This window comes from Streptomyces sp. NPDC088252 (assembly GCF_044740965.1).
GTDB lineage: Bacteria > Actinomycetota > Actinomycetes > Streptomycetales > Streptomycetaceae > Streptomyces.
Genome location: NZ_JBIURS010000001.1, coordinates 187,959 through 200,096 on the forward strand (window position 1 = coordinate 187,959; position 12,138 = coordinate 200,096).

Annotated in this window: 11 protein-coding genes; 7 read left to right on the forward strand and 4 right to left on the reverse strand. The window is 68.5% G+C overall.

Annotated elements, in window-relative coordinates:
• The first annotated feature begins 108 nt into the window (after window positions 1-108).
• Window positions 109-1,032, forward strand: coding sequence for a YDG/SRA domain-containing protein (locus tag ACIOHC_RS00855; RefSeq protein WP_351073349.1), 924 nt, complete (start codon window positions 109-111; stop codon window positions 1,030-1,032).
• Window positions 1,033-1,058: 26 nt separating this feature from the next.
• Here ACIOHC_RS00855 and ACIOHC_RS00860 read toward each other — a convergent pair whose 3' ends face one another.
• The 3 genes from ACIOHC_RS00860 to ACIOHC_RS00870 all read right to left on the reverse strand — a co-directional run bounded on the left by ACIOHC_RS00860 (window position 1,059) and on the right by ACIOHC_RS00870 (window position 5,986).
• A complete protein-coding gene (locus ACIOHC_RS00860) occupies window positions 1,059-4,199 on the reverse strand; it encodes a DUF3427 domain-containing protein (RefSeq protein ID WP_351073347.1) in 3,141 nt (1,046 codons plus the stop codon).
• Window positions 4,200-4,279: 80 nt separating this feature from the next.
• On the reverse strand, window positions 4,280-4,804 hold the full coding sequence (locus ACIOHC_RS00865) for a GNAT family N-acetyltransferase (protein WP_401840816.1): 525 nt from the start codon (window positions 4,802-4,804) through the stop codon (window positions 4,280-4,282).
• Window positions 4,805-4,984: 180 nt separating this feature from the next.
• Entirely contained in the window at window positions 4,985-5,986 is a 1,002-nt protein-coding gene (locus ACIOHC_RS00870) for an SEC-C domain-containing protein (RefSeq protein ID WP_351073343.1), read from the reverse strand.
• A 108-nt stretch (window positions 5,987-6,094) separates the two neighbouring features.
• Between ACIOHC_RS00870 and ACIOHC_RS00875 the strand changes: the two genes are divergently transcribed.
• From ACIOHC_RS00875 to ACIOHC_RS00885, 3 genes are read left to right on the forward strand one after another with little or no spacing between them, the layout of a single operon-like run.
• On the forward strand, window positions 6,095-6,874 hold the full coding sequence (locus tag ACIOHC_RS00875; RefSeq protein ID WP_401840819.1) for a class E sortase: 780 nt from the start codon (window positions 6,095-6,097) through the stop codon (window positions 6,872-6,874).
• A 52-nt stretch (window positions 6,875-6,926) separates the two neighbouring features.
• Window positions 6,927-7,085 carry a DUF3311 domain-containing protein gene (locus ACIOHC_RS00880; RefSeq protein WP_078840020.1) on the forward strand — a complete coding sequence of 53 codons (159 nt, stop codon included), beginning with the start codon at window positions 6,927-6,929 and terminating at the stop codon, window positions 7,083-7,085.
• The gene (locus tag ACIOHC_RS00885) at window positions 7,082-8,629 is read left to right on the forward strand and encodes a sodium:solute symporter family protein (protein ID WP_351073340.1); all 1,548 of its coding nucleotides are present in this window, start codon (window positions 7,082-7,084) and stop codon (window positions 8,627-8,629) included. Before ACIOHC_RS00880 ends, ACIOHC_RS00885 begins: the two co-directional genes overlap by 4 nt.
• Here the strand turns inward: ACIOHC_RS00885 and ACIOHC_RS00890 are convergent.
• Window positions 8,598-10,094, reverse strand: coding sequence for an MFS transporter (locus ACIOHC_RS00890; RefSeq protein ID WP_401840822.1), 1,497 nt, complete (start codon window positions 10,092-10,094; stop codon window positions 8,598-8,600). The genes ACIOHC_RS00885 and ACIOHC_RS00890 overlap by 32 nt on opposite strands.
• Window positions 10,095-10,286: 192 nt before the next feature.
• On the opposite strand from ACIOHC_RS00890, the gene ACIOHC_RS00895 reads away from it, so the two are divergent.
• From ACIOHC_RS00895 to ACIOHC_RS00905, 3 genes are all read left to right on the forward strand, one after another.
• On the forward strand, window positions 10,287-10,817 hold the full coding sequence (locus ACIOHC_RS00895; RefSeq protein WP_351073336.1) for a helix-turn-helix domain-containing protein: 531 nt from the start codon (window positions 10,287-10,289) through the stop codon (window positions 10,815-10,817).
• Window positions 10,818-10,940: 123 nt separating this feature from the next.
• Window positions 10,941-11,273, forward strand: coding sequence for a DUF6412 domain-containing protein (locus ACIOHC_RS00900; RefSeq protein WP_351073334.1), 333 nt, complete (start codon window positions 10,941-10,943; stop codon window positions 11,271-11,273).
• 91 nt (window positions 11,274-11,364) lie between these two features.
• On the forward strand, window positions 11,365-12,135 hold the full coding sequence (locus ACIOHC_RS00905; RefSeq protein ID WP_351073332.1) for a YidC/Oxa1 family membrane protein insertase: 771 nt from the start codon (window positions 11,365-11,367) through the stop codon (window positions 12,133-12,135).
• Window positions 12,136-12,138 lie beyond the last annotated feature (3 nt).

The following is a 12,138-nucleotide window of genomic DNA, read 5'->3' on the forward strand; positions in this document are numbered from 1 at the left end:
CAGCCGCAAGGCATTGCCAATGCGTCGCTTTGGGACATTTTTCGATGGAAAATGGCCATGATCAGCCGGAAGAGTTGATCGAACACTAGTACTCGGCAATATGTTCGCATGTCGCCATCGAAGCCCATCTATTTTGGCCCGCCTCCTGACGTGAGCGAGGGGCAATGGTTTCGAACTCACGACGCTCTGTATGCGGCCGATGTGCACCGGTTTCGTGGTCAAGGCATCTCGGGAACGCCGCACGAAGGTGTCGACTCGATAGTCGCCAGCGGTGGCTATGCCGGTGATGAGGACCTGGGTGACACCATCATCTATACGGCGCAAGGCGGATCGCCGGACAAGGACGGTCACATCACGGAGAATCAGTCACTGACTGGGGTCAACGAGGGGATGCTGATCAACTATCGGGAGGGCTTGCCCATCCGATACGTACGCGGTCTAGGGATAAAGAGGCGCAAGGCGACGGAAGGCTACCGATACCGGGGTCTGTACCTCGTGGAGGGTTACTGGAGCGTGCTGACTGAGGGTGGGCACCTCATGTGGCAGTTCCGTCTTGCGAAAGCCTCGGCGGGGGAGCGCTGGGGCTCGGACGAGGTGAGCGATACAGGTGTGCGTGACGAGACGCCCCCGGTTCAGCAAGCGGCTGCAAGGTACGTCAGCACCCAGCGTCGTGTGCGTAACACTCAGGAGGCCCGCGCTATAAAAGCGCTCTACAACAACACCTGTCAGATGTGCCGTGTCCCGGTCGTGGTAGACGTTAATGGCGCGCGGTACAGCGAGGGCGCGCACATACATGCACTCGGTAGACCACATGGTGGTCGCGACATCCGGAGCAACATCCTGTGTCTGTGCCCGAACTGCCACGTGCTCTTCGATAGCGGGGCACGTCTTATCACTGATGACCTCAAGGTCGTGGACGCCCTCAGCCGACGGGTGCTCGGAGATCTCCACGTGGAGCCCGAGCACCAGATTGACCCAGCGTGTGTGCACCAGCATCGCTCGCGGTGGGCAGATCGTTCAGATGGTGTCTAGCTCTCCCGACATCGCACAGCGGGGGATTAGCTGGCAGCGATTGTCGAGTAGGTCCACACGTCTGCTGGCATCTCGTGGCGGAGCTGCCACACGATGCCCATAGGCTTGCTGCCCTTGTGTTCCACGTACTCGGCGGGGCCAAGGAGTATCCACGGCTGGGGCCCGCCGATGTCCGTCTTCTTGTAGCGGCGGACGAAGAGTAGGACGTGGGTGCCCTCCTCCTTGTGGGTCTGGTAGCGGATCCCCGTGGGGGATGCCTCTGAAGTCTGGTTCTGGGATTCCCAGTGGAACAGGGACTCGTTCCGGGCGTAGTCCTTATAGCGAGTCTCTGGTGAGAAGTCCTTCTCGTCCTTTTCGAGGGTGATGAGTAGTGCGTCAGTCTGGATGCTTTCGCACCACTTCACACCTTCGCGGAAGTGTCCCGGCATGAAGCCACCCACGTAGGACTGCCCCAGGGCGGGGAGGATCTCTTCCCGACTGTACGAGGAGTGCACTGTCAGCGGCAGGCTTGCATGCCTGCCGAGCAGCGGGACGGGTACGTGGTCGACCTGGTCCAGGACATGGGTGAGGACCTGGCGGAGCTCGTCGCGGAAGGCGTGCTGAGGACGAAGTGTGTTGAAGCCCTCCTGGTAGCTGTTGAAGTCGCCGCCCAACGGCCACAGAGAGAAGAAGAACATGCGCGCGTACGCCTGTTCCTGCTCGCTGAGGTCGTCGTATGTGGGGGCCTCGTCAGCGAGGAGCTTGCTGTACGCGGCGACTCGGAGCGGGTCATCGACGTGAAGGAACGCCGATACGCGCTTCAGCAGCGGAGCTTCTCCCTCCGGCCCGGTCTCAGGGAGGAGCTTGGCCCTGCGGAGTAGACCCGTCCATGAATTCCCGTTGCCCCGGTAGAGCTCCTTGAGCTCTCGACCGCTCTCCTTGAGGTACTCCGCTAGCTGAGGCTCGGCGTACGCGGCGACCTCTCGTGCTAGCTGAGTGACATTGACGCTGATCTGGCTGCGGATGTTGTCAATGATCAGCTCCTTGGCCTTCGACTCAAGGATGATCTGGCAGCCAGACGGCAGCTGCGGAAAGTCGTGCTCGATGTTGGCGAGCAGGCGATTGCGAGTGAGGTTGGTCAGCGCGCGGAACTGCTCCTCGAAGCGGAATTCCTTGCGGTGCTGACCGATGAAGTCCAGCACAGTGAGGACGGCCTTGTCCTCGGTCCGACGCAGGCCTCGTCCCAGCTGTTGGAGGAAGACTGTGGCGCTGGAAGTAGGGCGCAAGAGGAGCAGAGTGTCGACGTCAGGGATGTCGAGTCCCTCGTTGAACAGGTCGACGGAGAAGATGACGTGAAGCGTGCCGGCCTTGAGCTGATCCAGTGCGTCTTTGCGCTCGTGGCGTGAAGTCTCGCCAGACAGGGCGACCGCATGGAGGCCGGCTCGTCGGAAGAAGTCGGCCATGAAGACGGCGTGGGCGACTGACACGCAGAAGCCCAAAGCGCGCATCGAGCTTGGGTCGGCAACCTTGTCCTTCACAGCCTGCACGACAAGCCTGGCTCGTGCGTCATTGCCAGTGAAGAGATTACTGAGGGCCGTGGCGTCGTACGATCCCCGCTTCCAGGCGATGGCGCTCATGTCGGTGTTGTCGGTGATGCCGAAGTAGTGGAATGGACTGAGCAGGTCGTTCTCCAGGGCTTCCCAGAGGCGCATCTCTGCTGCGATCCGACCTCCAAAGAACTCGTCCTGGACGTTCAGTCCATCCATGCGTTCCGGGGTAGCGGTGAGTCCCAGCAGTTCCTTGGGGTCGAAGTGATCCAGGATCCGCCGGTACGTGGGGGACGTGCCGTGATGGAACTCGTCGATCACGATGACGTCGAAGTGGTCTGGAGTGAAGCGGTCCAGCGCACGTGAGTTGAGCGACTGGACGCTGGCGAACACATGCGTCTGGTTGTCGGGGATCTCCCCACCGACAAGGAGCTCGCCGAAGTTCGCGTCAATCAGCACGTCCTGGTAGACGCGCAGAGACTGTTCCAGAATCTCCTTGCGATGGGCTACGAAGAGCAGCCGTGGGTCACGGCCCAGCGTCTGCCGCAGCCGCTTGAAGTCCAGAGCTGCCATCACGGTCTTGCCTGTGCCGGTCGCGGCAACGAGGAGGTTGCGGTGCCGATCGTGGACGGTGCGCTCCACTTCGAGGCGTTCCAGCATGTCGCGCTGGTGAGGGTAGGGATGGACCTCAAGTCCAGAGAGCGTGATCGTGGTGCCGCCATTCTGGTTGGATCGGCCCGCCTGAGACAGCGCATCGTCCAGTCGCTGGGCGTCGCTGTCGGGGTCGTACGGCTCGAAGGAGCGCTCGCTCCAGTACGCGTCGAATGTCGCCTCGAACTTGCGGAGGACGGAGGGGGTGGCGACCGACGACAGGCGCACGTTCCATTCGAGCCCGTCGAGAAGCGCAGCCTTGGACAGGTTTGAGCTGCCCACGTACGCCGTGTCGAAGCCGCTTCCGCGGCGGAAGAGCCAAGCCTTGGCATGGAGGCGTGTTGAGCGGAGCTCGTAATTGACCTTTACTTCGGCGTCGAACTCGCGGACCAGGCGATCCAACGCGCGTCGCTCTGTTGCTCCGATGTAGGTCGTTGTCAGCACGCGGATGGGCACACCACGGTCGCGTGCGGAGGAAAGTGGCTGCTCAAGGACCCGCAGTCCGTGCCACTTCACGAAGGCACAAAGGAGATCAACGCTGTCCGCCGTAGCCAACTCGGCGCGCAGCTCAAAACCCAGGCTCGGGTCATCCGGCGAGTTGGTGATCAACGCCGTCTCGGAGAGGGGTGTCGCCGGGCGAATCGCGTATACGCCGGGAGCCTCTTGCTCCGCGACTGCGAGTAGTTGCCGGGGGCCGTCGATGACGAGGTCGGCCCACTCGGCCGCACCCTCGATCGTGTTGAGCGACTCCAGGATGTGGTTGGCGGCGATCACCTGCTCCGCAGGTGACAGGCCCTGGAGGACGTGGCGCACGACGGTCGCGATATGGCGCGACAGCACGTGAGGCACGGACTCGTGGCCGACTATGTCATCGATGGAACGCCAGCCTGTTGAGTCAAGCCGCTTCATCCGCTCTTCTAGACGACGGGTGATCAGCGTCTCGTAAAGCCCAGCAACCGGAGCTGCGTCGCCTGCAAAGTCGTTGGGCATGACCGAGTCCCCCTCATCTCGTCACCTACCCGTGCAGTTGTATCAAGCGGGGCTGACAAGCTGTGGGTCTGCCCATGCCTTCACTGGCGTCTCGGTTGTTGGGTCCCACCTTCGGGGCTTCTGCCGAGGTCCCGCACATACCCGAGCCCCGGCCGTCCGCTCAGCACGACTTCTTCTCCGGTGGGGACGAATCCCGCGCGGGTCAGGACCGCTTGTGAGGCCGGGTTGTCGTGTGTGGTGGAGGCCCGCAGTGTGGTCAGGCCGTACTCCTCGGCTGCCAGGGTGCAGAGGTGGCGGACGGTGGCCGTGGCCAGGCCTCGGCCGGTGGCCTTCTCGGCTACGCGGTAGCCGAGTTCGGCTGAGCCGTTCGCCGCGTCGACCAGGTTGAAGCGGCCCAGGATCACACCCAGGTCGTCCACCAGGACGTGGAAGTGACAGGCACCCGTGGCCTGTTCGGCGAGGAGGGCCGCGAGGCGGGCGTCGAAGTTCGTGAAGTAGTCGTCGCCGCGGTCCGGGACCGATGCGGCGAAGAACATGCGGTTCTCCTGCTCGAACGCGAGCAGGGCCGGGGCGTGATCGAGGTGGAGACGCTGGAGGTCGGGCATGGCTGCACCATACGGATCGGCGGCATGACGGGGCCATCGGGATTCCGGGGGACGCCACCCCCGTCGTCGTGTCGTGACACTCGCGGCCCGATGTGTCACGTTCGCGCGCGAGGTCATGGGTGGCCGTGCGGTACGGGAACGGCCCCGGCCGGGCCGGGGCCGCCCCTCCGAGTCGTCGGTTCAGTCCGTGCCGTGGCACTCCCGGTACGTCCGGCCCGAGCCGCACCAGCACGCCGCGTTGCGGGCCGGGGGCCAGGGGGTCGCCCGGCCGCGGGCGGCGAGGGTGGTGGCGTACTGGGGGAGGAGGTCCGGGTCGGCCGGGGACGTGGCCTCCGAGGCGGCGAAGGCCTCGTACGACGGGACCGTGCCGGTCACGATGCCGAGGTTCGGGGTGCCTGCGTGGTGGAGGTCGCGGAGGGCGGCCTCCAGGCGGGCCAGGTGGTCGGGGTGGGAGGGGTACTCGCTGCGCAGGTTCGGGTACGCGGTGAGGAGTTCGTCGAGTTCGGCGGCCGGCCAGTGCAGCACCGCCACCGGGAACGGGCGGGACAGCGCGGTGCGGTACGTGCCCAGTTCGGCGCGGATGCGGGTGATCTCGGCCCGGAGCTCGCCCGGGTCCGAGGAGCCCAGCGCCCACAGGCGCTTCGGGTCGTGCAACTCGTCCAGCGGGACGGCGGCGGTGTGGAGGGTGTCGGCCAGTTCGTCCCAGACGTCGTGGTCGGTGCCCATCAGCCTGCGCACACGGTGGCGGCCGATCAGCAGCGACTGCGTGGCGTACGGGACCTCCTCGCCCGGCGTCAGGAGGAGGGTCAGCGCGGTCGTGAAGCAGTCGTGGGCCGCGGTCAGCTCGTCGTGCGATTCGAGGGTCTCGGCCACGATCTCCCACGGCGCGGGGTCGAGCGGGCCCGCGGCGCGGATGCCGTCGAGGATCGCGCGGGCCTCGGCCTCGTGGCCGTACTCCCACAGGTTGGCCGCGTTCAGGGCCTTCACCAGGTGCGGGTGGTCGAGGTCGGGGGAGGCGAGCAGTTCGTCGTAGAGGGTGGTGGCGCGGGCGCGGTCGCCGGCGAGCTCCAGGTGGGCCGCGGCCTGGAGGAGCAGCGGCTCACGGTCCTCCGGATACTGCGCCGCGGTGCGCAGCAGGCGCTCGGCTTCGGTGGTGTGGTCGGCAGGCGTGTCGGGGCGCATGAATCACACCGTACTGCTGTGCGGCACCTGCACGGAGGGCGGTTCCGGCTCTGGAGAGTTGGGGGACATGGCCCTATCGTGCGGGCCGTGCGGAAGCGGATACCGGTTGTGACGCAGCGGAACTCGCGAGGGCGCAGGGCCGCCGCGCGCGGGCTCTGGACGGGTGCCGAGGCGGTGGTCACCCTCGGCGTCGTCCTGTTGTTGCTCGTTGTTCATCAGCTGTGGTGGACCAACCGGCAGGCCCGCGCCGACGCCCGGCACGAGGTGCGGGCCCTTCAGCGGGAGTGGGCGGAGCCGGAACGGGAGAAAGCGGGGCAAGACGGGAAAGGGCAGCCGCAGGGGGACGGCGACGGTACGGGGGGCCGCGGCGGGTCCGGCCCCGGGGCCTCCGGTGGCCGGGCGTCCGCGGGGCGCACCGCACCCACCGGACCCCGCCGGGATCAGGCGTATGCCGTCATCCATATCCCGCGGCTCGGGCTCGCCGCCCCCGTCGCCCAGGGCATCAGCAAGCGCGGGGTGCTCGACAAGGGGTACGTCGGGCACTACCCGGGCACCGCGCAGCCCGGCCGGGCGGGGAACTTCGCGCTCGCCGGGCACCGCAACACGCACGGCGAGCCCTTCCGTCACATCAACCGGCTGCGGCGCGGGGACCGGATCGACGTCGAGACGCGGGACGCCGTCTACACGTACACCGTCGACCGGACGCTCGGGCGGACCAGTGCGCGCGACGGCGGTGTCATCGCGGCCGTCCCGCGCAGCAATGTGAAGCCGTACCCCGGCTACACCGCGGCCGGCTCCTATGTGACGCTCACTACGTGCACGCCCGAATTCACCTCCCGATACCGGCTTGTCGTATGGGGGAGGCTGACGGATGTCCGGGCGCGGTAGCGAGGCCGTAAGGTTCCCTGACGTGCTCAGAAGACGTCCGCATCTGTTGTGGTTGCTGGTTCCCTATGTGCTGTACCTGGGGGCGCTGCCGTTCGTGAACCGGGTCCATCCCGTGGTTCTCGGACTGCCGTTCCTCTTCGTGTGGCTGCTCGGTGCGACCCTGCTGACACCCGTCGCCGTATGGCTGACCCGACGGGGGGACCGCCGGTGAACGCCACGATCGCGACCTCCGTCTTCGGGGTCTTCATGGCCGCCACCGTCGCCCTCGGGCTGCTCGCGATGCGCGGGCGGCGGAGCGGGAGCGGGGGCGGTGGCGGGCTCGCGGAGTGGTCCGTGGGCGGACGCAGCCTCGGGACCGTGTTCATCTGGGTGCTGATGGCCGGTGAGGGCTACACCAGCTTCAGCTACCTGGGCGCCGCGGGATGGGGCTACAACTACGGGGCGCCGGTGCTCTACGTGGTGGCGTACATGTCCTGCGGCTACGCCGTCGGCTATGTCGTCGGGCCGATGCTCTGGGCGTACGCGCGCAAGCACGGGCTGGTCGGGATCACCGACATGGTGGCGCACCGCTTCGGGCGGCCCTGGCTCGGCGCGCTGGTCGCCGTCCTCGCGACCGTCTTCCTGCTGCCGTACATCCAGCTCCAGATCACCGGCATGGGCGTGGTCGTCTCGACCATCTCCTACGGTGCCATCGGCCTGAACTGGGCCTACTTCATAGCCTTCGCCGTCACCACCGGCTTCGTCGTGGTGAGCGGGCTGCGCGGCAGCGCGTGGGTGTCCGTCCTCAAGGACGTCCTCGTGATCGCCACGCTCGGCTTCCTCGCCTTCTACGTTCCGCTGCACTACTTCGACGGGTACGGGCCGTTCCTCGACCGGCTCGTCACCGAGAAGAGCGAGTGGCTGACGTTCCCGGGGCACGGGGACAGCGGGCTCGGGCAGGCGTGGTTCATCACCACCTCGTTCCTCAACTCCCTCACCGTGGTGATCTTCCCGACGACCGTCGCCGGCTATCTCGGCGCGAAGAACGCAGACGTGCTGCGCCGCAACGCGATGCTGCTGCCCGCCTACAACGTGCTGCTCTTCGTGCCGATGCTGCTCGGCATGGCGGCTCTCTTCGTCGTGCCGGGGCTCGTCGGCGCCGAGTCCAACCTGGCGCTCCTCAAGCTCGTCGTGGACTCCCTGCCGGCCTGGGCGGTCGGCATCATCGGTGTGGCCGCCGCGCTCTCGTCGATCGTGCCTATGGCCGTCTTCATGCTGGTCATCGGCACGATGTGGGGGCGCAGTGTGCTCTCGCTCGTGCCGCGGTGGGAGCGGCGGCAGAAGGGCGCCGCACAGACGGTCGTGGTGGTCGCGGGGGTGATCGCGCTCGTGCTCACGTACACCGCGCCGAACACCCTCGTACGGCTCTCCCTCATCTCGTACGAGGGGATGGCGCAGCTGCTCCCCATGGTGCTGCTGGGGCTGATGTGGCGGCGGCTGACCCTGCTCGGGGCGATGAGCGGGCTGGTCGTCGGGGTGGGCCTGGTGTGCGGGTTCGTGTTCACGGAGCACGATCCGTTGTGGGGGGTGAACGCGGGCATCGTGGCGCTCGCCGCCAACCTCGTCGTCGCGCTCGCCGTGACGTACGCCGGGCCGCGCGAACGCGACGACCGGCCGGACGACGACGTGCTCGCGCGCGACGGGATCAGCACCGGGGAGGACGGGCAGGGGGACGGGCAGGAGGTCAGCGGCGCTCGCGCAGGAGCAGGACACTGACCGTCGCCACCAGGGCCAGGGCGACCGACAGCAACAGCGCGCCGTTCGCGCCCGAGCCCGTCGCGGCGATCGCGATCGTCAGGGCCACGCCCGCCGACGAGCCGATGTACCGGGCGGTGTTGTTCGCGCCCGAACCCATCGCCGCCCGCTCGGGCGGCACCGACTCGACCGCCAGACGCGGCAGCGCGGCGTTGAGCAGTCCGCTGCCGATGCCGGATATGACCAGCGCGAGCAGCAGCCGCAGCCACAGCGACGCGCCGATGTGCGTGGTGCCCGCCGTGTCCAGGGTGCCCAGCAGCGACAGCACCGCCACCGCGTGCAGGGCGAAGCCCACGGCCAGCTGGTGCCGGGCCACGACCCGGCCCGCGAGCCGCCGCGCCTGCAACGCCACCGCGAACGACGTACCGGACCAGAGCAGGAACAGCCAGGCCGTCCCCAACGCCGACATTCCCAGGGCCTGCTGGATCAGCGTCGGCAGATAGCTGAACAGACCGATCACCGACAGGCCGGTGAACAGCCCGCCGGCCGACGACGCCAGGAACAGGCGGCTGCGCAGCAGCGACAGATCGATCAGCGGCGCCGCGGCCCGGCGCTCCACCGCGACGAACCCGGCGGTCAGGGCGAGCGCGGCGAGCAGCAACAGCCCGACGGGCGCGCGCAGCCAGCCGTCCCGGCCGAGCGTCAGCGCGGTCAGCAGCGCCGTCATCGCGAGGCCCAGCGCCGCGGCCCCCGCCAGATCGGGGCGGCCACCGCGTGGCGCCCGGGACTCTTCGAGCGTACGGAACGCGAACGCGCCCGTGAGCAGGGCCGCGAGCGCGAGCACGGCGTACGGGAGCCGCCAGTCGACGGAGCCGAGCGAGCCCGCGAGCAGTGGGCCGAGCGCGATGCCCGCGCTGACGAACGCGCCCCAGATCCCGGTCGCCCTGATCCTGGCCGCCCCGGCGGGGAACGCGCCGACCAGCAGGCCGAGGCTGGCCGCGAGGATCGCGGCGCTCGCCGCGCCCTGGGCCACGCGCGCCAGGGTGAAGGCGACGGTGGTGGTCGCGAGGGCGCCGAGGCCGGTGGTGATGCCGAGGGCGAGGGTGCCTATGAGGAAGAGCCGACGGCGGCCGTAGTCGTCGGCGAGGCTGCCGACGATCAGGAGGAAGACCGCGAGACCGAGCGGGGCGCCGTTGAGCAGCCAGGCCCGGCCGGACACGGGGGTGGCGAGGGCGGCGGAGATGTCGGGGACGGTCGTCATCGGCGACGTGTAGTTCATCAGCGCGACGGCGGTGGCGGTCGCGGTGGTCGCGAGCGTGGCGCCGGGGCGGAGGGCGGCACGGCGGCGGGTGAGGGGGTCGGTGGCGACGGTGACCGTCGGGGAGCGGGTCAGGGGCCGGGGCGGGGCATCGCGGCTCCGGTGCGTTTCGGGTGTCTCCTGCGCGGCGGAGGGTTGTGGGGGGCCGGGGCGTACGGGCTGTGCCATGGCTTCGCTCCAGGGACTGTGGGCTGCGGAGGGGGGCTGACGGGCTGTTGTGGAACCGGGATCGGGACCGGGACCGGTCCGGGCGGTCTGTTCGACGGGAAAGAGAAGGTTCGGTCATTGAACTCATGTGTCTGTGCCGACGCTAGCACGGCAGGTTCGTTCATTGAACTGTCGCGGGGTAAAGTGGGCGCCATGGCTCTCGGCAAGGACTACGCGGCGCAGCAGTGCTCGATGGCCCGTGCGCTGGAGGTGGTCGGGGAGCGCTGGACGCTGCTGGTGGTCCGCGACGCCTTCTTCGGCGTACGCCGCTACAACGACTTCCTGGCCCACCTCGGCATGCCCCGCGCCGTGCTGGCCACCCGGCTCCAGTCCCTCATCGAGGCCGGAGTCATGGAAAAACGCCGCTACCAGGAGTCGCCGCCGCGCGACGAGTACGTCCTCACCGACAGCGGCGAAGCCCTCTGGCCGGTCGTCCGTACCCTCGGGGCGTGGGGGCGCGACCACCTCCCCGGCACCCTGCGGATGCGCTTCTTCGTCCACGCGTCCTGCGGTACGGAACTGGGCTCGTACGGCGAATGCCCGGCCTGCGCCCGGCCCGTGCCGCCCCGGGACGTCGAGATGCGGCCGGGCGACGGACTCGATCCGGACCCCGCCGATCCGGTCGGCCGTGCCCTGCTGGTGCCGCACCGGCTGCTGCGACCGCTGGACACCGGACGCCCCTGAGGGCGGACGAGTGTGCCGGAATCATCGTGTATAACAGCTGGAGAGCCGAACGCACACCTGCGCGAAGAGCGTGGCTGTGTGAGCCCGGCCGTCAGGCCGTGAAGGGGAAGGAGGGAGGGGCCGATGAGCGGTGACGTGAACCGTCTGCGCGGTGGCCTCGCCCGGCTGCTCCGCCCCCTGGGGCTGCTGCTCTTCTTCGTCACCGAAGTCCTCCTCGCCGAAGGCGGCAGCCTCTCCGCCGCCGTCGCGCTCGCCGCCACGGCGGCCGTCGGCTCCGCGCTCGTCGCCGCCTCGGTCATCAGCGCCCGCTGCGCCGTCCCCGTGCCCCGCACCCGGGTCCGTACGGCCATCCGCGACCGGGAGAAACGCACCGCGTTCCTGCCGCAGCGAGACCCGGACGCCAAGGGGCGCAGGCGCCCCCGAGCCCCCGGCCGTGCCCTCCCGACGGCCGCGTAGGGGCTCGCACCACCCGTAGGCACCCCTCGCGGTTCGTCATGCCGAGTTCATTCTTCTTCCCGGCACGACGAGACCCCCGGAGGGCTCACCCATGTCCGTCTTCATGTCCGCATTCGCCGCTCTGGTCGGCGCAATGGCCGATGTGATGCATCCGCTCTTCCAGGGCGCGTCCGCCGCTGCTGCGATCGTGCTGTTCACGGCGCTCGTACGGCTCGCCGTGCACCCGCTGTCGCGGGCCGCGGCGCGCGGACAGAAAGCCCGCACCAGACTCCAGCCGCAGATCGCCGAGCTGCGCAGGAAACACGGCAAGAATCCCGAGCGCATGCAGAAGGCGCTCATGGAACTGCACAAGGCGGAGAACGTCTCGCCGCTCTCCGGCTGCCTGCCCAGCCTCCTGCAGATGCCCGCCTTCTTCCTCCTCTACCACCTCTTCTCCAGCCAGACGATCGACGGCCACCCCAACGAGCTGCTCGGCCACCAGCTCTTCGGCGCCCCGCTCGGCGAGCACTGGCACGACGCGCTCGCGCACGGCGGACCGTTCGGGGCCCAGGGCATGGTCTACCTCGGCCTGTACGCGATCGTCGCCGTCGTGGCCACCTTCAACTACCGGCGGACGAAGCAGCAGATGGCCGCCAACCCCGTCACCCCGGCCACCGGCCCCGACGGACAGCCGGTGCCGGGCATGGGCGCGATGACGAAGCTGATGCCGCTGATGTCCTTCGCCACCCTCTTCACCGTCTCCGTCGTGCCGCTCGCCGCCGCGCTGTACGTCGTCACGAGCACCACCTGGACCGCAGTCGAGCGGGCCGTCCTCTACCGCGACATGCCGGCCGCGGGCTCCGCCGTGGCCACCGCGGCGTGATCG